Here is an 18,888-nt window from a genome sequence, read left to right on the forward strand (position 1 = left end):
GCCCGTCAGTGCCTCAAAAGGCCGCTCTGCCGACGGGGCGTTCGTCGACGTCTTCCATCGAGGCGAGGAGGCTCGCCGGGAGGTCGCGTCCGCGCGAAATGGCGACGATCTCGAGGGGTTCGCTGACGCCGCGAATGTCCACCTTGGAGAGGAGATCGGGAGCGGGTGTCCACCCGGCGAGCCTTGCGACCTCGCGAGATATAACGACCTGGGCGCCCTTGTCCTTGGCGACGGCTTCGAGACGGCTCGCGACGTTCACGGCACTGCCGATCACGGTCATGTCGACGTTCGGGCCGTAGCCAATGCGTCCCATCAACAGCGGACCGGCTTCGATGCCGATGCCGACGCGAAGGGGGCGTCCGAATTCGGCTTCCATCTTGGCGTTGATGTGGTCTAGCGCGAGATCGATATCTCGCGCGGCCCTGAGCGCCTGGCGGCAGCCGATTTCTATTCCATGCTTTTCGCCGAATACCGCGAGCAAGCCGTCGCCAATGAATTTATCGATCCAGCCGTCGTGGACTGCGATGGCGCTGCCAGCCGCGGCGAAGACTTCGTTCAGCATGAAGACGATGTCGTGAGGCATTTTCTTCTGTGACAGCCGCGTGAAGTCGCGCAAGTCGAGAACGAAAGCGGCGAGTGGCTTTTCGATGCCCTCGGAACCGCGCTCCGCTTCGTCGACATCCGCGGGGCTTGCCGTGGACGGTCTGAGCAATCTTGTGACCGTCATCGGGCCGCGCGGTCTCACCTGGCAGGCGAGACGGACATCCTGAGGCGCACCGATGCTTGCAAGCGTGACGGCTTCGGGAAACGTCGCCGGAGGAATGGCGTCGATGCCTTCCTCGACCCTGACGCGGCATGTGGAACAGCGGGCGCGTCCACCGCAAACGGACGCGTGCGGGATGCCGTTCATTCGGCTGATTTCGAGCAGCGTCGGTCCGAATGTGCAGTTTGCGGAGCCTGCGCCGACGTAGTTGATTATGAAGTGCGGCCAGTAGCGGCGTTGAATGGAGGGCCAGACGAGAAGACCGAGAGCTGCTGTCAGCATCGCCGCGAAGACGAGGCGAACGATCAGGCGCATGGCAGCCAGCCGGTCGGCGTTTTCGGGGCTCGGCCAATGAGAAAGCTGCTTCACCTCGTCGAACGTTTTCGGATCGGCGATCATCTGTGAGACGGCGCGGCCGCCGACCATGAAGCCGCCGAGCGCTGCGATTGGAATGCTGATCGCGATCAACAGCAGGAGCGGCTGAAATTTCCGGTAGGGCGCGTAAAGGCGCAGCCAGAAATGAATTCCCATGCAGCCGTGAATCCAGACGAGCAGCAGAAGCGTGCTTTGCAACACGGCACTGTCTGGCCAGAGCCGTGCGAGTTCGTAGAGGTAGGTATCGTTCACTCCGAAGACGTCGCGCGCAAAGCGTGTGTTGACGATGTGCGGCAGAAGCAGAAACGGAATGGCGAGACCCAGGGCGAGCTGGATGAATTCCCACGCCGGAAGGCGCAGAGTGGCGCGGTCGGAAAGCTTGTCGAGCGCGAGGACGATGTGCGTGACGAGCGCGGCTGCGAGGATGATCGTGCCCGGCCAAGAGCGCGTTACGATCCAGCGCCACTGCTGGACCTCGTACATCGCTTGGAGATCGAATAGCGCGAGGGCGTGATTGAGGAAGTGGGTCGTTGCAAAGGCAAAAAGGATCAGCCCTGAAATGAGGCGGAGCCTTTGTCTCCAGTCTCCTCGCAGAAGGACCTGCATGGCGTCTCCGGTGAAGGGAATCCCCACATCGCCGTGCTATTTCTCTTGACGTTGGTCAAGCTAATTGTGCGCCGAGAAGATCCTCCTCGCGAGATATTATGTGGTGTGCTGCTCTAATGCGCCGCCCAAAGACGAACGGGCACGGCGAGGGGGCGAATTTTCCCTCCGTCGGCGCGTTCGAACGGATCAGAAGATAAAGTCCGTGTTGATGAAGTTGCTGTCGTGGTCGCGCACGATCTTGTTCAATATGCGCTTTGAGTCGTCCGTCTGTTTCGCTGCAACCATGGAGCGGATCGAGAATGATCTCAAAGCGTCCGTCACCGAGAGCGTTCCTTCGGCCGAATCCTTGCGTCCCGTGAATGGGAAGACATCCGGTCCGCGCTGGCATTGGCAATTGACGTTTACGCGGCAGACCTGATTGACGAGTGGATCGACAAGCTTGCCGATGGTTTCGGGATTTTCGCTGAAGATCGACACCTGCTGACCGTGCTCGGACGTGATGACGTACTCAAGCGCGGTTTCCAAATCGTCGAAAGACATGACAGGTACGATTGGGCCGAACTGCTCTTCCCGATAGAGGAGCATGTTGTCATTGACGGGGTAGACGACGGCCGGCGCAAAGAGCGTTCCGCATACTGTTCCGCCGCCGTTGTTGAGAACGCGCGCGCCTTTCGATTTTGCGTCTTCGACAAGCCGCGTCATGTGCCGAACTTTGGAAAGGTCGGGGAGCGGGGTTATCACCACGCCCTTTTCCCAAGGCATTCCGATCTTGAGCTTCTCGACCTCCGCGACGAGGCGCTCAGTGAAGGTATCGACGATGTCGCGATGGACGATCAACATCTTGAGCGCCGTGCAACGCTGTCCGTTGAAGGAGAGCGCACCCGTCACGCATTCCTTCACGGCGAGGTTCATGTCGGCGTCAGGAAGCACGATTGCGGCGTTCTTCGCGTCGAGCCCGAGGATGGCACGAAGGCGGTTCACCTTGGGATGCATCTTCTTCAGGTGGTCCGCAACCTTGCTCGAGCCGATCAATGTGAGGACGTTGATTTTTCCGGATTCGAGCAGCGCGGGGACGATCTCCTCGCCCTTGCCGTAAACGGTATTGATCACGCCAGGCGGGAACGCTTTCTTGAAGGCTTGGAGCAGGGGGTTGAACAGCAGCACGCCGTATGTCGGCGGTTTGAAGACTACGGTGTTGCCCATGATCATCGCAGGGATGAGCGTCGCGAAGGTTTCGTTCACGGGATAATTATAAGGGCCCATGCAGAGCACGACTCCGAGCGGCGTTCGGCGAATTTGGCCGATCGTGCCTTCGACCACCAAAAAGCGTGAGTTGGCGTTGTCGAGTTCCTTCAGCGCTTCGATGGTCGCCCTGATGTAGTCGATGGTACGGTCGAACTCCTTTTCGGAATCGACGCGGCTCTTGCCGATCTCCCACATGATGAGTTCCACGATGGTGGCTCGGCTCTCCATCATCAGCTGCGTGAATTCCTGCATGCAGGCGATACGCTCGGAGACTGCCATTGTGGGCCATTCACCCCGGCCGTCGTCGTAGGCTTCTACGGCTGCAGCTAGCGCATCCATCGCCTCCGGAATTCCCGCGGTCGGATAGCTTCCAAGCGGGATCTGTTCGAGAGTTCCATCAGGTTTGCGCGCGCAAATCGCGGAGCGGACGGGAATGGTTTCGCCCGTCCAGCGCTTGAGCGCGCCGTCGACGAGTATATCGCGCTGATCGATGGGAGGCGGCGGAGAGTGGGCCTTGAGGTTCGCAGCTTCGGGAAAGAGCGCTCGCAATTGGTCTGTGGTGACCATGTGCAGCCGATGCCTCCGATCGCTAGACGATGAGATCTATGCCGAGAAACGCGGAAGCGCTGGCTTCCGGGCCCCACGACGTTGAACCTCGTGGCGGAGCGATCGTTCCGCCCGTTCCCTTTCAAACCCCAAAGGTCTGCCAATCATCCGGACAGGTTCTAACGGTCCGGGCTTGCGACGCGTCTTTTCGGGTATCGGGTAGACGACCTCGTCAGGGGAAAGCCTGGTAGAGCCAGGTTTCGCTCAGCGCTTCTCCCTTCTTCGCAAGGAAAACGCGGAGATCGGCGGGCTGGCCGTCGAGGTCTCCCAAGTCGAACATCATGCGCCAGCGCTTGGTGCCGACAACGGGAAAGGCTTCGACGCCGGTGATCGTGCCGCGAGATGTCGTGACCATCGTCTCCAGACCGCCGTAGCGAATCTCGTCCTCCAAGGTCTTGCCTTCAACGTCGATCATGAATTTCCGCGCGCCGGGCTTGGTGTGGCGGAGGTCGAGGTCGCGTCCGCCGAGTCCGGCAAGGCCGACGCGCGTCGCGACGATGCGGGCGACGTCGCCGGTCGGCGGCGAGTCCAGTCCCCAATACAACCGATAGCGCGCGTTGATGACCGATCCGGCCACGATCGGTTGCTCGGGATTCCAGAAGGCGACAATGTTGTCTTCGGTTTCGTTCGGCGTCGGCAACTGCACGAGCTTGATGGCGCCCTTGCCCCATCCAGACAACGGCTCGACCCACATGCTCGGCCGCCTGTCATAGAACAGGCTGTCGTCCTGGTAGTTCTCGAAGTTGCGGTCGCGCTGGATCAGCCCGTAACCCTTGGGATTGTCTTCGAGGAAGCTGTTGGTGACGATGCGGGGCGGATTGGAAAGCGGCCGCCAGATGCGTTCGCCGCGGCCGGTCCACATGGCGAGACCGTCGCAATCGTGAACCTCCGGGCGCCAGTCGCCGCGGAAGTGCCCGGAATTTTCGCCGTACCAGAACATACCGGTCAGCGGCGCGATGCCGAGCAAACGGACGGGAGCGCGGAAATAAAGTTCGCACTCGATGTCCTGGATTGCGCCGCCCTGGCCGCCTTCGATGCGCCGGCTGTCCATCCGGTAGGCGCCTGTTACGCTCTTGCTCTCGAGCAGGGCGTAAATGGTCATGCCGCTGCCGTTCGGCTCCAGCCAGAAGTTCGTGAAGCGCGGGAATTCTTCAGGCTCGCCGGTGTTGATGGCTAGCCCTCGCGCCGATCCGCCATACTGGTCATAGGGGTCGGAGGCACGGAAATAGGACGCGCCGAGATAGGCGAGCCAATCACTCGCGCCGCCACGGCTCATCAATCGAAAACCGGCAAAGCCCGCCGACTTCAATTTCCTGAGCGGATGATCGGCCGGCATATTGAAGTAGTCGGGATTGTAAACCACCTCGCGGGCCGAGCCATTCTCGAGCACGTAGATGCCAACCGGCTCCGCGTAGAACCGCCCTTGAGGGAAGAGGCGCACGGTCTGGGCGCCCGGCACGTCCCGCCAGAGCTCCATTTCCGGCTTGTAGACTGCCTGGGCGAACGTATCGAAGGTCATGCCCCGTAGCGGATCGTCCGGCTGGGGCGCGGGGGCGTAGGGGGTCTGAGATAAAGTTTTCGCTCGTGCCTTCAGGTCATCGAAAGAAAATGGCTGCGGCGATCCGAGGGTGGCGGCCCCTATCGGTGCATCGCTCATTGCGGAACTGCTCCATCCCACCGCGGCGCTGGTTAAAGCGCCAGCCAAGACGTGTCGACGGTCAAGCATGAAGGGCATGTTATTCCGGTGTGACCAGAGGTGGGTGGGAAATAACGGTGTGGCGTCGCCTATATCTGCTAGGAAAGAGGATATTTCAACTAGGCGCGCGAGAGGCCATCCGGTGAGGTCATACTATTCTGGCGGCTGGTCTTTCCAACGGGCGGATCATGCCCCGGCGGCGAGACCTGAGTTTGACGATATTTGGACTGCGGCGTCCTACCGCTATGGCTTCGCTTTCTCAACCCGTCCGCTGACCCAGGCGCGGGTATCAGCAACGGTCCCTGAAGACCTTCCCCCGCGTTAATGTTTCGTTCGCGATGATGTTGAGCCGTGGCGATATCGGTCGCCGGGGCGTTTCAATTTGGCCACCAAACAAAGTCTCATTAGCCAAATTGTTGATTTCATCTCTGATGTCACTCGCAAGAACTTTGGTGGACTTCAGATTAAACTCTCCGCAACTTTTTCTTTACATACCGGTCAGAGTGCTCGTGTCCCTATAGGTCAATTTCGTGCGACGCCTCGGAGCAATTGTCGAGCCATGATGTTGAGCGGCCCCCCGCTTGCAAATGCTGACTTCGTCAAGGAGAGGTTGCAAACTCTTCAACGGGAGATGCTTGTCGGAATTGCTTCCGGCGACAGCCTCCTGAACGTGATGACCATGCTTTGCCATGAAGTCGAAGCGCTCGCTCCCGAAGTCATCTGTTCCGTTATCAGCGTCGACGACGACGGCCGCCTCAGTTTCATTGCGGGTCCGAGTCTCCCCGAAGCCGGCGGATGGGTGAACGGGGTTGCCATCGGGCCCAATGCCGGCTCCTGCGGTACGGCAATTTTCCGGAGGGAGGCGGTTGAAGTTCAGGACATTCAGACCGATCCGCTTTGGGAAGATTTTAAAAACCACGCTTTGCATCACGGGCTGCGTGCCTGCTGGTCGAGCCCTATCGAGGCGCCGGACGGACGGGTGCTCGGGGCTTTCGCATTTTATTATCGTAAATCGCGCGGAGCGAGCGACCTCGAGCGTCTGATCGTTTCCAAGTGCGTGAACATCTGCGCCATGGCGATCGAGAGCACGGATGCGCGATCGCGGCTCAACGAGCTTGCGTTCTTCGATCCTTTGACCGGGCTCGGCAATCGCGCGACGCTCCGGAAGCGGCTTGCGCTGACGCTGCAGCGCGCCTCGGAAATGGGGCGGTCTGTCGGCATTTTCCATATCGATCTCGCCGATTTCAGAGCGATCAACGATCTTCACGGGCATTCGGTCGGCGACATCGTGCTCAGGAAATTTGCCGATCGTCTCAGATTGGTTGCATCCGAGACCGATTTGATCGTTCGCATGGGCGGCGATGAGTTTCTGGTTGCCAAGACGGTCGGTCCCGAGGATGGCGCATGCAAAGAGTTCGCCCGCCAGCTCGTTGAGGGCTTGAGCGGCCGCTATGACCTGGAGAGCGGCGAGCGGATTGCCGTCGAAGCGGTCGTTGGCGTTTCGAATTTCCCTGCAGACGGAAAAGATCAGGATACTTTGCTCGCGCATGCCGAGACGGCACGGCGCTGCGTCAAGAGAGGTGGATGCGGGTACGCGCTCTTTGAGTCGGAGATGCAGCGCGAGCAGCATCGGCGCCGTATCATGCAGCGTGACGTGGGTCTCGCAGTCGACAAGGGTGAGCTGTCGGTCGTCTTCCAGCCTCAGGTCGATGCCCGAACGGTCGCGGTCGGCGGCTTCGAGGCTCTGCTCCGATGGAACCATCCGGAGCACGGTTCGATATCTCCCGCGGATTTCATTCCGGCCGCCGAAACGAGCGGCGCCATCATTGCCATGGGCGCATTCGTGCTGCGGGAAGCCTGCAGGGAAGCGGCGCGTTGGACGGCGCAGCTCAAAGTTGCGGTCAACGTTTCAGCGGCTCAGATCGTCCAGGCCGATTTCGCGCAGCTCGTGAAGGACGTGCTGTCCGAGACGGGTCTTGCACCGGAACGGCTCGAGGTCGAGGTGACCGAGAGCCTCTTCATCCAAGACTTGGCGACGGCGAAAATGACATTGCGCGAGATCAAGGATCTCGGCGTCAGCGTCGCCATCGACGATTTCGGGACCGGATATTCGTCGCTCAGCACGCTCAGGGCATTTCCGTTCGACCGGATCAAAGTCGACCGCAGTTTCGTGTCCGACATGGTCAACAACTCGGATGCGGGCGCGATCGTCAATTCCGTCATCGGGCTCGGCCGCGCCATGGGATTGCGCGTCGTGGCGGAGGGCGTGGAATCGGATGAGCAGGTTGCGATGCTCCGGCTTCTTCGCTGCCACGAGCTCCAAGGCTATCTCTTCGGCAAGCCGATGCCGATCGGAGCCTACGCGCATCTGACCGGTCCGAAACATCCGCGAACGTATTCGAGTGCTCTACAGAAGCTTCGTGAGATTTAGCCAGCGTCCTTCGGGAAGGCGGTCCATGGATCGCTGCCTTCGGCCAGCAAATCCAAGATATCCGACGTGTGCTCGCCAAGCTCAGGGCTTGGAACGGTGGCAACGCAGGGTTCGCCATTCATGACGATCGGACTGCGGATTGCCGGGACCGATGTTCCGTCGGCTCGGGTCAAGTCCTGGCGCAGTTGGCGGGCTATGACCTGCGGGTCGGCAAACGTCTGATCGAGCCGGTTCACGGGTCCCGCAGGTACGCCAGCCGCCTCTAAGGCTCCGAGCAGATCGACGGATGATCTCTTCGCCGTTTCTGCTTCTATGAGCGGAATGAGAGCGGCGCGGTTGGCAACGCGGCGCGCGTTCGTGTTGAAGCGTTCGTCGGCTTCGAGGCCCGACAGTCCCAGTACTTCGCAGACACGGGAGAATTGTCCGTCGTTGCCGGCCGCGATGATAATCGGGCGGTCCGCGGCGGTGAACACCTGATAGGGGACGATGTTCGGATGCGCGTTGCCGAGACGGCGCGGCGGCTTTCCGGAAACGAGATAGTTCATCCCTTGGTTGGCGAGCACGGAGACCTGCGTATCAAGGAGCGCCATGTCGATGTAGGCGCCTTCGCCCGTGGCGTTTCGGGAATTGAGCGCGGCGAGAATGCCGACGGTCGAGTACACGCCAGCAAAAATATCTGCGAACGCGACGCCGATTTTTTGCGGTTCGCCGTCCGGTGCACCGGTCAGATCCATGATTCCGCCCATGCCCTGCACGATGTAATCGTAGCCTGCGCGAGATGCGTATGGGCCAGTTTGGCCGAAGCCGGTGATCGAGCAATAAATGATGCGCGGATTGATTTTCTTTATCGCGGCGTAGTCGAGGCCGTACTTCGCCAAGCCGCCGACTTTGAAATTCTCGATGATGACGTCAGCGTCTTTCGCGAGCGCCAGCACCGCGTTCAGGCCAGCGGGCTGATCAAAACTCAGCGCGATCGATTTCTTGCCGCGGTTCGTTGCGTGGAAATAAGCGGCTGAGGCTTCGCCCTTGCTCGCGGCGACGAAGGGTGGACCCCACGTTCGCGTTTCATCGCCGCCCTCGGGCCGCTCGACCTTGATCACATGTGCGCCGAGATCGGCGAGCGTCTGTCCGGCCCAGGGACCCGCGAGGACCCGCGCAAGCTCGAGGACGCGCAATCCCGCGAGCGGCTTCGTACCTGCTGATCCCGTCATGCGAATGCCTGGAGGCCGGTGATGGCGCGGCCGATGATCAGTGCGTGAATGTCGTGCGTGCCTTCGTAGGTGTTGACCGTTTCGAGGTTCAACATGTGGCGCATGACCTGGAACTCTTCCGATATGCCGTTGCCGCCGTGCATGTCGCGGGCGGCGCGGGCGATGTCGAGCGCCTTCCCGCAATTGTTGCGCTTGATGAGCGAGATCATCTCGGGCGCCATTTGTCCGTCGTCGAAGAGGCGGCCGACGCGGAGCGCGGCTTGCAGGCCCAGCGTGATCTCGGTTTCCATATCGGCGAGCTTTTTCTGTACGAGCTGCGTGGCGGCGAGGGGCTTGCCGAACTGCTTGCGGTCGAGCGTGTACTGTCGTGCGGCGTGAAAGCAGAATTCCGCAGCTCCCATCACGCCCCAAGCAATGCCGTAGCGCGCGCGGTTGAGGCAACCGAACGGTCCGGCGAGGCCGGAGACATTCGGCAATATCGCGTCTTCGGGTACGTCGACGCCGTCCATGACGATCTCGCCGGTGACGGACGTGCGCAAGGAGAGCTTGCCCGAGATCTTCGGCGCCGAAAGGCCCTTCATGCCTTTTTCGAGAATGAAGCCGCGGATGCTGCCGCCGTGTTCAGCCGATTTGGCCCAGATGACGAAGACGTCGGCGATCGGAGAATTGGTGATCCACATCTTGGAGCCGGTGAGCCGGTAGCCGCGTGAAATCTTTTCGGCTTTCGTTCGCATGCCGCCGGGGTCCGATCCGGCGTCGGGCTCGGTCAGGCCGAAGCAGCCGATCCATTCGCCGCTGGCGAGCTTGGGCAAATATTTCTGGCGCTGCTCCTCGCTGCCGTAGGCATGGATCGGATACATCACCAGCGACGACTGCACGCTCATCATCGAGCGATAACCGGAATCGACGCGTTCGATTTCGCGGGCGATCAGGCCGTAGGCGACGTAGCTCGATGCGGAGCCGCCGTATTCGGCGGGCAAAGTGCAGCCTAGGAGGCCGAGATCTCCCAACTCGCGAAAAATGCCGGGGTCGGTCTTTTCCTGGGCATAGGCTTCGATGACGTGCGGCTGCAGCTTTCGCGCGGCAAACGATCTCGCGGTGTCGCGGATCAGCTTTTCATCCTCGGATAGCTGGGCATCCAGCAACAGCGGATCTTCCCATACGAAACTTGGACCTGCGGCCACTTTAGACTCTCCGGATCGGCTTCTCGTTGCCGCACTCTATATTGGGTCGGCCCTGCGTTGGGAAATGGAGAAGATAAATCTCATTTATGCGGCGGCTGTGCAGCCATGCATGGCCGCCATTGCCCGATTGCCCGGGCGGTGGTATCGGGCCGGTCGATAACGATGCCTGCCGGGATTCCTACCTCGATGCATCCCGCAGATGTTCTTGCGATGTTGAAGGATAGCGGATCATGTCCCGTCGGCCCCTCGTTGGCGTCATTTGCTGCACGCGCATGCCGGAAGACCCGGTGCAGGGCGTCGCCGAGCGCTACCTTCGCGCGGCGCCGTTCGTCGGTGCGGACTTCGTGCTCGTGCCCTCGATGCCGGACATTTCGAACGCAGCATCCATTCTGAGCCGGCTGGACGGCGTGCTGCTGACGGGAAGTCCGTCCAACGTCGCCCCTCATCTTTACCGGAGCGCGGACGAGGGGGATGGGCCATTCGATCCCCGGCGTGACGAGATGGCGTTCCGGCTCATATCGGAATCGGTCGAGCAGGATCGGCCGGTGCTTGGCATCTGCCGCGGCTTTCAGGAAATCGCGGTTGCCTATGGCGCGACGCTCAGGCGCGATCTCGGTGAAGCTCAGAGGGCGCAAATCCATCATACTCCGACGGGGCTGCCGATCGCCGAAATGTTCAAATTGGAGCATCGGGTCGATCTTGCTTCCGGCGGCATCCTCGAACGCGCGATGGGGCAATCATCGATTGTCGTCAACTCGGCGCACTTTCAGGGCGTGCGCGATCTTGGGAATAAGCTCGCGGTCGAAGCGACGAGCGCCGACGGCGTTGTCGAGGGCATTCGCCCGGCCAGTGGCGAGCGCGTTCTCGCCGTGCAATGGCACCCGGAATGGCGGGTTGCCGAAAATCCGATTTCGCGCGAGCTGTTCGCGTGGTTCGGGCTGCTGCTGAAGGGCGCGAGCATGCGCGAAGCGGCCGATCTCGTCGCTGAGAAGGCGCGCGCCGGCTAGTGCTGCAGCTTAGTGCTTCAGGGAGATGACGTGCTCCAGGGCTCCCTGGACGCCGGTGAGCAGAACCTGCACACCGATACAGAGCAGCAGGAACGCGGACAGCCGGGTGAGGATGCGCGTGCGCTCCGGGCCGAGCAAATCGACGACGCGCTCCGCATAAGCGTAACAAATACCGACAAGCAGGGCGATGGCGAGCGCGGCGCCGCAGACGCCGGCATAGAAGGGCAACAGCTCGGCGACGGGTGAGGTGGGGCGCGTGGCGCTCAAAGCGATCGCGACGGAGATCGTTCCGGGGCCGGTCGTGAACGGCATCGTCAGCGGGAAGAAGGCAACGTCGCTGCCCCATGCATGAGCTTTATCGGCCGTCGCGTGATCTTGCTTGCGATCTTCGGTTTCCTGCGGATTATACAACATGCGCCAACCACTGACGGCGACGACCGTGCCACCCGCGACCCGCAACGCATCGATGCTCACGCCGAAAAAGCTCATCAGGGTGGCGCCGATCAGAAGCGAAACGAGCATGACGATCGCCGAGTAGAAGGCGACGCGCCACGCGAGCCATGTGCGCTCCGACACAGGCCGCCCGATCGTGATCTGGCTATAGATCAGCGCTCCGCCCAGCGGGTTCACAATCGAGAACAGTGCGGGGAACGCAATGAGGAAGTTTGCGGTGATCGCGCTCCAAAATTCCATGGGTGTGCTTATCAAATGGGTTGGCTTATCAATGAGGGTGGACTGATCGCGATTTCGTGGGCCGAATCTTCTTAGCGTCGAAAATTTATTAGCGATAGCCTCGCCGCGGCGATGGCTACCATGCGGACGATTGCTCGCCGCCGCCGAAGACTTCCTTCACCCGTCGCGACGCCCCCGGCGACAGGAGTTCGGGTAGTGCGTTGAGAGCAAAGAAGCCGTGTTCGGCGATTTCGGCATTCGGAGCCGGGATGCGTTCGCGTCGCCATTGGTCGATTTTGAAAAGGACGATGTGATCGCCCGGATAGTCGTCGAAATGCGAGTAAATGCCGATGAGGCTTGGCGGTTTTGAGATGATGACGCCCGTTTCTTCGAGGACCTCGCGTGCAATCGCCGTCTCGATTTCCTCGCCGCGATCAACGCCGCCACCCGGGAAATGCCAACCGGGGCGATAGCCGTGGCGAACGAGAAGGACGCGCGCCGCGTCATCGACAACGATACCCTGGACGCCAAGCGTCACGATGTCGTTGCGTTTCGGCAGAACAGACGGCCATCGCATCAGCATGGTTCCGGTTTCCAGCCATAGAGCCAGTCGAAGCCGGCCATGACGCGATTTGGGGGAGCGAGCTTCATGGTCGCGTTGCGGGCGAGCGCCATCGCGCCTTGCATGTGATAGATGCGGCCGTTCCGCTCGGAAGCTTCAGCTACTTTTGCGACGCGCGTGCGGCGGACCCGTTCGTAGTCGCCGAGCGCTGTTTCGATATCGCCTTTTCGCGCGGCGACGAAGCTCGCCAAGGTCACCGCATCCTCGAGCGCCATGACGGCGCCTTGTGCGAGGAACGGCAATACGGGATGCGCGGCGTCTCCGAGCAGTGCGGCGCGGCCGGAGGACCAGCGGTCGAGCGGCGGCATCCGATAGAGCGACCAGCTTCTCCATTTGGCTGCCCGGTCGAGGAGCGTGCGGAGGGGTTCGGCGAAGAGCCTGGTCTTCAATTTGACGGCGTCGGCGACGGCGGGGGAATCCCAGCCTTCAACGCGTGACGCGTCATTGGCAATGACGACGAGTGCGATGTCGCGGCCACCGTTGACCGGGTAGTGAACCGCGTGCGCGCCCGGCGAGAGCCAAATATGTACGGCGTTGGGTACGAGGCTTGACGGCAAATGCGCGGCCGGTGCGACGCTGCGAAAGGCAGTTTTTCCGACCGGGATCAAAGCGGCTTTGCCGCCGTTGATCTCATCGCGTAACACTGACCAGAGACCGTCGGCGGCTATGAGAAGCCCTGCGTCCAGAGTTTCACCGCTGGCGGTGACCGCGCGAACACGGTCGCCTTCGCTTGCGAAGGACACGATCTCCGTTCCGCGTGTCACGGTGATGCGCGGCTCGGCTTCGGCGCGCGCTCTCAGGGCAATATGCAAGTCGCGGCGATGGGCCGTCCAGTAGGGCGCACCGTGGCGTTCCGCGATCCAGCGGCCTAGCGGCAGACGGGTCAATTCGCGGCCGGTTGCGCCGTCACGTACGCTCAGAACGTCGGGAGTCGCGACCGTCTTTTCGAGGAACTCGGCGACGCCGAGATCGCGGAGAATCCGCGCGCCGTTCGGCCCGATCTGGATGCCCGCGCCTTCTTCGGGGAATTCGGAACGGCGCTCGCAAACGCGGACATCGATGCCGGTCCGGGCGAGCGCAATTGCTGCGGCGAGTCCGCCGATGCCTGCGCCGGCGACTACGGCGCTTCTCCGGTCCGCTGTCATCAGCCTTTGTCCGAGGCGATACCGCGGCCGGCCTTCATGGCGTTAAGCAGCGTCAGCTACGAGGCTGCCCTTCGGATCGCTTTCATCGGCCTTCAGGCGCGGATCGAAGATGTAGAGCGTCGAGCAATAAGGGCAGAGAACTTGATTGTCCTGACCCATGTCGAGATAGACATGCGGATGGTCGAACGGCGCGCGCGCGCCCATGCAATTGAACTCTTTGACGCCAACGAAGATTCGCTCTGCGCCAGCATCGTTTGCCAAGTGTGGGATTACGGCCCCGGCCATGCTTCACCCTTCTGCGACAGGAGATGTTTGGCCGCACCATATCCTCGTGGCATCGATGATGGTAGGGGACATAAAAACATTAAAACTCCAAAACTTCCGGTAGTTGAACGGCGGCGGGCGGCATGGACCACTTTGACAGCGACGGCGTCGATATCGCCTACCTCGATACGGGCGGCGGCGACGACGGGAAGCTCCCGGTTCTGCTCATCCACGGCTTTGCATCCAATGTCGCGACGAACTGGGTGAATACCGGATGGGTCTCGTTCCTCACCAAGGCCGGTTACCGCGTCATCGCGTTCGACAATCGCGGGCATGGCGAGAGCCAGAAGCTTTATGAACTCGTCGACTACGGGGCGCCGCTGATGGCGGAGGATGCCCGCCGGCTGCTCGATCACGTGGGTGTCGCGCGGGCGAATGTGATCGGCTACTCGATGGGCGCGCGGATCGCTGCCTTCCTGGCATTGGCGCATCCCGACCGCGTGGCGCGCGTCGTCTTCGGCGGTCTCGGCATCAACATGGTGCGCGGCATGGCGGGGACGGGTCCGATTGCGCGTGCGCTCGAAGCTCCGAGCATCGACGACGTTACAAATCCGGCGGCGCGAACGTTTCGTGCATTTGCCGAACAGACGAAAAGCGATCTGAAAGCGCTTGCTGCGTGCATCCGGTCGTCGCGTGCGCCGATCTCGGCGGAGATGGCGGGTGAAATTGCGGCTCCCGTGCTCGTCGCTGTCGGCGATACCGATGTGATCGGCGGGTCGGCAGAAGATCTCGCGAAGCTCATTCCGGGTGCGCGTGCCTATGCCATTCCGGGCAAGGATCACAACCGGGCCGTCGGTGACCGAAGTTTCAAAGCAGAGGCGTTGGCTTTCTTCGAGGGCGGTACGACTTAAGCGGAGCGACGCGACCTGGGCGACCTGATGTCCGGGCGGACACGGGGGATAATCGCGACGCCGGGATCAAGGTCGGCCAGGCCCACGCCCGCACCGAGGCTCAATCGATAGCCCCGCCGAGAGCTTGCTGATCCGTCTCTGCGTCTCTGATCGGTACGCGGTACAAGCCCGATTGAAGAACGCGAGGACGGCTATTCCGGCTCGCACGCGGTACAAGTTCGAGCCCGCCCCAGCACCTCCGGGGGCGCTTTGCCAAATAGCCGTGCTCAATGACGGGAGGATTTCAGGGATATGTCGGTCCCTAATTGAATGTGGATAACTTTTCCCGAGGGGGCCATCTGCGGCTTGACGGCCACGATGGCCTACCGCCGCGAGTCTGCCGCACTCCGCCTTCGGTTCGACAAGCCCGAGGCCCAAATCCGACTGAAAACGCAGCGATAATCCGTGACGCTCCACGTCTTAACGCGTCGTTAACCCTAACGCCGTCTACTGACCCCGTCATGGTCTCGCGTTTTCGTCTCAGCGTATTTGCTCCTGTCGCCGTCCTGATGATCTCGGGGCTCGGCTTGCTATGGGGCTGCGCCACGGGGCCAAATTTCGTGGTCAAGGACGATCCATGGCGCTCGCCGGAAGAGAAGGCCTGCCTGGCGTCGGGCGCGGTCAGGCAAACGGCATTCATTCGTCCCCGGTCGGCGCTGGGCGGTCCGAGCGTATGCGGCGCGGAAAGCCCGTTCGAGATGTCGGCCGCGGATAACGGCCGTGTCGAATTGAGACCGCCAGCATCGCTTCGCTGCCCGATGATCCCGCAGATCGATAGCTGGGTGCGAGACGTCGTCGAACCGGCGGCGCGGCGTCAATTTCGCCAGGAACTCGTCGGCCTAACGGTGCTCGCGTCCTATTCGTGCAGGGCGATGAACAGCGTCGATGGGGCGACGATCTCGGAGCACGCCTATGCCAACGCCATCGATATCGGTGGCTTCATTCTGGCGGACGGCCGGTCGATCAGTGTTCAGCGCGGATGGGGCGGCTCGGAAGGCGAGCAAGCGTTCTTGCGCAGCGTGCATGGTGGGGCCTGCGAATATTTCATGACGGTTCTTGGTCCCAACTACAACAGCTTACACAGCGACCATTTCCATCTCGACCTTGCACACCATGGCCTTACAGGGCTGAAGAATATCTGCAAGTAATCGGCGGCTTGCCCGATGGCTGAGCGTGCAGACTGCATTCAAATCCGCTAGAAGCGCGCATGACTTGGGATCACGAACCGCCTCCCGGAAGCCGGCGCGGCTATCATCACGGCAACTTGCGCGAAGCCTTGATGAAGGCTGCGCTCGATTTGATCGCGCTCAAGGGCCCGTCGGGGTTCACGTTCGCCGAGGCGGCCCGTGCGGCCGGTGTGAGCCCTGCGGCGCCCTATCGGCATTATCGCGACCGTGACGCGTTGATGGCGGATGTGGCGCGGCGCGCGTTCGATGCGTTCGAGGCGAAGCTGAAACATGCTTGGGCCGGCGGCACACCCGATCCGTTCACAGCTTTCGAGCGGGTGGGTCGCGCCTATCTCGATTTCGCACGGGTCGAGCCTGCGCAGTATTCGGCGATGTTTGAATCCGGCCTGTCGTTCAAGGCGTTTCCCGATCTGCATGTGGCGGGCGAACGGGCGTTCAACGTGTTGAAAGACGCCTGTTCAGCGCTCGTTGCGGGCATGCCCGAAGCCAAGCGGCCGCCTGCCATGATGATGGCGCTCCATATCTGGGCGCAGGCGCACGGTATTGCGTCGCTCTTCGCGCGCGGTGACGAAGCACGCAGGCCCATTCCGATGAGCCCCGAGGATCTGCTGGACGCGGCGGTGCTCATTTATCTGGACGGGCTTGGCGCAAGGCCGGCGAAGAGCGGCTAGCAACGCGACACAGAGGCCGACGGGAAGAACCCTGTCGACGAATTCGTGTTGTCGCACGACGACCCGATTGTCCGCCTCGCAACATTCCGCATACAAATAACGCAGGGAATTCGACTCGCGACGCATTGTTCGCAGTGGGTGGTAGCGCCCGGCTGCTGGCTGCTACGCTTGGCTGGTTTCCGGCGTTCGAACTCTACGATCGCACGAACACGTTCTTGCGAGCGTCTCTCACGAACGTTCGATTTGAAATCGATATCGGAAGATGGGTCGGAGGTGGTGATGGCCGGCAAGTGCCCCAAATGTCAAAATATGGTCGGGAGCGTGCGATCAGAGCAGATAAATATCACGAATGCTGCGGGGAACGCGTTCGCTGGTGCATGCTATACGTGCCCGCATTGCCAGACGATCCTGGGGGTGAGTGTCGATCCCTACGCATTCAAGAATGAGATTGCGATCGAGCTGATGAAACGGATGAGGGGAGGGCGGTAGGATTCGCTTTTCCTACCAATCGAACTCCCTGTCGCCGAAGTGACGGTGGCTATTTGGTCCCCTCAATCGAAAAAACCCGGCATCGCGTAGCAAACGCACCACGCTCACGGCTTGGCGCGGTGGCCGCGAATGCCAATGGATTTCTCAGTGTTACGGAAAAGAAGCCGGCTGAAGTAATTTTTTGCAGGCAATTCCGTTAGGTCATTTGAATTCCGTCCCCATCGGGACCGAACAAAAAGCCCCCCATTTCTGGATGGTAACGGCAGACAAGCCTGTACCTTGTACTCCGCTGAGCCTTGAAGACGTCGCGATATTTAATCACCCCATAGCAGTAAGTGACGACCTCTCCGGCCGCCATTCTTCTGAAGAAATCCGGTACCTCTATCGGCACTACGGTATCCCTAAACTCCCCGTTTGGGATGGCGTCGATTACTTCATCCATCGGTTCGAATGGTGGGAGCAGCGCTAAAGGCTGGTTGACAACAATGACTTTGTTTTCGATTTGAAGATTGAAGGCTGGGCTTTGACCACTATTCGTCATTCGAAGGTAAACAACGATCTTGTTTTCGCCCGGGGCAGGCTTGGCGGTAAATCCGGACATTACTGTTATATAAGCGCGCATCTGCGCTTCACCGATTTCTCGGTCGCTTTCAATGGCTCGATTCGCAGTTTTGACCGCCTCGATGTTGGCGTCCAACGTCTTCCAAACGAAGTATATGCCAACGCCCGTGATGCCCAGAGAGAATACGGAGATGAAGAACGACCATTGCGCCCAGAGCGCCATGCGATTTTGGGCGGACAGATCGTATTGGGCGGTTTGCGCTTCTTGGGTGGACTTCAATATTTCGCTTACGCATACCGAAAAGGGCGCGATCTCCCGATTAGTGCAGGTGTCGCGTATGCGTTCTTGGGAACGATCATGATAGTCGTCAGCGGCTTGATCGGTCTCATGAGTGTAAAATCGATTGGTTGCGGATAGCTCCCATGTTGCAAACAGCAAAAAGCAGCCCACTACTGCGATGCCAAGCGCGATCATAATCTGATCGTATCGACGCCAATCGCTTCTTAGCATTAGAGACACCGCTGTGAATTTCCCTCTCGCGAGCATATTGCGGGGCTTCGATTCTGTCTCGTGGATGCCTGCTTCAGCGAGCTCTTCGACCGGTGGGTGTCGGCCATCCCACGAAAAACCTTCAGCACGCCCTTGAACTCCCCTCTTGCCGACCCACTTATGTGAATGTAAAATACATTTACATCCTAACAAGGAGAGGGTGGCGATGACGCAAGTGGTTCAGACGCTCGATGATTATGGCAGGCCCGCGTGGATTGCCTCGATGGTCTTGGGTTTCATCGTTTTCTGGCCGGCTGGGCTCGCTATCCTGGCCTATATGCTCTGGAGTGGACGCATGAATTGCGGATGGCACCAAGGTCGCGGTCGCGGACGGTGGGAAAGCAAGTTCGCCGATCGTTTTGAGAGGGCGCGGTCACGCGTCGAAGATGAAATGCGGAATTTCGGCCGAGGCGCTGCTTCGAGCGGCAACAAGGCGTTCGACGACTATCGCGAGGCGACCTTGAAGCGTCTCGAGGAGGAAGAGCGGGAATTCCGCGCGTTCCTCGAACGGCTGCGGCAAGCGAAGGACAAATCCGAGTTCGATCAGTTCATGTCCGAACGCCGCGAGCGTCCGGCTCCGAACGAGGGCGCGACGGCCTGATTGCTACGGAATTGAGCGGGGCTGCTTTCGAGCAGCCCCGTTTTTTATCGGG

16 protein-coding genes are annotated in these 18,888 nt (G+C 60.7%); 6 read left to right on the top strand and 10 right to left on the bottom strand.

Annotated elements, in window-relative coordinates:
* Positions 1 to 13 precede the first annotated feature (13 nt).
* From AC1DK3_RS09795 to AC1DK3_RS09805, 3 genes are all read right to left on the bottom strand, one after another.
* Positions 14 to 1,744, bottom strand: a complete 1,731-nt coding sequence (locus AC1DK3_RS09795) for an adenylate/guanylate cyclase domain-containing protein (protein ID WP_477192022.1) — start codon at positions 1,742 to 1,744, stop codon at positions 14 to 16.
* 186 nt (positions 1,745 to 1,930) lie between these two features.
* Positions 1,931 to 3,556, bottom strand: coding sequence for an NADP-dependent glyceraldehyde-3-phosphate dehydrogenase (locus AC1DK3_RS09800; RefSeq protein WP_477192023.1), 1,626 nt, complete (start codon positions 3,554 to 3,556; stop codon positions 1,931 to 1,933).
* Between the two features lie 211 nt (positions 3,557 to 3,767).
* Complete coding sequence (locus tag AC1DK3_RS09805) at positions 3,768 to 5,252, bottom strand: OpgD/OpgG family glucan biosynthesis protein (protein WP_477192024.1); 1,485 nt, start codon at positions 5,250 to 5,252, stop codon at positions 3,768 to 3,770.
* A 649-nt stretch (positions 5,253 to 5,901) separates the two neighbouring features.
* Between AC1DK3_RS09805 and AC1DK3_RS09810 the strand changes: the two genes are divergently transcribed.
* Positions 5,902 to 7,722, top strand: a complete 1,821-nt coding sequence (locus AC1DK3_RS09810; protein ID WP_477192025.1) for a putative bifunctional diguanylate cyclase/phosphodiesterase — start codon at positions 5,902 to 5,904, stop codon at positions 7,720 to 7,722.
* On the opposite strand, the gene AC1DK3_RS09815 is transcribed toward AC1DK3_RS09810, so the two are convergent.
* Positions 7,719 to 8,933, bottom strand: a complete 1,215-nt coding sequence (locus AC1DK3_RS09815; protein WP_477192026.1) for a CaiB/BaiF CoA transferase family protein — start codon at positions 8,931 to 8,933, stop codon at positions 7,719 to 7,721. The two genes, AC1DK3_RS09810 and AC1DK3_RS09815, sit on opposite strands and share 4 nt — an antisense overlap.
* The gene (locus AC1DK3_RS09820; RefSeq protein WP_477192027.1) at positions 8,930 to 10,117 is read right to left on the bottom strand and encodes an acyl-CoA dehydrogenase; all 1,188 of its coding nucleotides are present in this window, start codon (positions 10,115 to 10,117) and stop codon (positions 8,930 to 8,932) included. Before AC1DK3_RS09820 ends, AC1DK3_RS09815 begins: the two co-directional genes overlap by 4 nt.
* Positions 10,118 to 10,347: 230 nt before the next feature.
* On the opposite strand from AC1DK3_RS09820, the gene AC1DK3_RS09825 reads away from it, so the two are divergent.
* Complete coding sequence (locus AC1DK3_RS09825; protein ID WP_477192028.1) at positions 10,348 to 11,124, top strand: gamma-glutamyl-gamma-aminobutyrate hydrolase family protein; 777 nt, start codon at positions 10,348 to 10,350, stop codon at positions 11,122 to 11,124.
* A 9-nt stretch (positions 11,125 to 11,133) separates the two neighbouring features.
* Here AC1DK3_RS09825 and AC1DK3_RS09830 read toward each other — a convergent pair whose 3' ends face one another.
* From AC1DK3_RS09830 to AC1DK3_RS09845, 4 genes are all read right to left on the bottom strand, one after another.
* Positions 11,134 to 11,817, bottom strand: a complete 684-nt coding sequence (locus tag AC1DK3_RS09830) for a MarC family protein (RefSeq protein ID WP_477192029.1) — start codon at positions 11,815 to 11,817, stop codon at positions 11,134 to 11,136.
* A gap of 115 nt (positions 11,818 to 11,932) precedes the next feature.
* Positions 11,933 to 12,373 carry an NUDIX domain-containing protein gene (locus AC1DK3_RS09835; RefSeq protein ID WP_477192030.1) on the bottom strand — a complete coding sequence of 147 codons (441 nt, stop codon included), beginning with the start codon at positions 12,371 to 12,373 and terminating at the stop codon, positions 11,933 to 11,935.
* Complete coding sequence (locus tag AC1DK3_RS09840; RefSeq protein WP_477192031.1) at positions 12,373 to 13,563, bottom strand: FAD-dependent monooxygenase; 1,191 nt, start codon at positions 13,561 to 13,563, stop codon at positions 12,373 to 12,375. Before AC1DK3_RS09840 ends, AC1DK3_RS09835 begins: the two co-directional genes overlap by 1 nt.
* A 42-nt stretch (positions 13,564 to 13,605) precedes the next feature.
* Positions 13,606 to 13,848, bottom strand: coding sequence for a zinc-finger domain-containing protein (locus AC1DK3_RS09845; RefSeq protein WP_477192032.1), 243 nt, complete (start codon positions 13,846 to 13,848; stop codon positions 13,606 to 13,608).
* A gap of 122 nt (positions 13,849 to 13,970) precedes the next feature.
* Between AC1DK3_RS09845 and AC1DK3_RS09850 the strand changes: the two genes are divergently transcribed.
* The 3 genes from AC1DK3_RS09850 (at position 13,971) to AC1DK3_RS09860 (ending at position 16,635) form a co-directional block, all read left to right on the top strand.
* Positions 13,971 to 14,738 (top strand): alpha/beta fold hydrolase, encoded by a 768-nt coding sequence (locus AC1DK3_RS09850; protein WP_477192033.1) that lies wholly within the window; start codon positions 13,971 to 13,973, stop codon positions 14,736 to 14,738.
* Between the two features lie 500 nt (positions 14,739 to 15,238).
* The gene (locus tag AC1DK3_RS09855) at positions 15,239 to 15,925 is read left to right on the top strand and encodes an extensin-like domain-containing protein (RefSeq protein ID WP_477192034.1); all 687 of its coding nucleotides are present in this window, start codon (positions 15,239 to 15,241) and stop codon (positions 15,923 to 15,925) included.
* A gap of 59 nt (positions 15,926 to 15,984) precedes the next feature.
* Positions 15,985 to 16,635: a TetR/AcrR family transcriptional regulator gene (locus tag AC1DK3_RS09860; protein ID WP_477192035.1), complete on the top strand. Its 651-nt coding sequence runs from the start codon at positions 15,985 to 15,987 to the stop codon at positions 16,633 to 16,635.
* A gap of 685 nt (positions 16,636 to 17,320) precedes the next feature.
* Here AC1DK3_RS09860 and AC1DK3_RS09865 read toward each other — a convergent pair.
* Positions 17,321 to 18,160 (bottom strand): hypothetical protein, encoded by an 840-nt coding sequence (locus AC1DK3_RS09865; RefSeq protein WP_477192036.1) that lies wholly within the window; start codon positions 18,158 to 18,160, stop codon positions 17,321 to 17,323.
* Positions 18,161 to 18,401: 241 nt separating this feature from the next.
* Here AC1DK3_RS09865 and AC1DK3_RS09870 point away from each other — a divergent pair, with 241 nt between their 5' ends.
* Positions 18,402 to 18,836: a DUF2852 domain-containing protein gene (locus AC1DK3_RS09870; protein WP_477192037.1), complete on the top strand. Its 435-nt coding sequence runs from the start codon at positions 18,402 to 18,404 to the stop codon at positions 18,834 to 18,836.
* The last annotated feature ends 52 nt before the right edge of the window (positions 18,837 to 18,888 follow it).

This window comes from Hyphomicrobium sp. 01T421, from assembly GCF_056398805.1.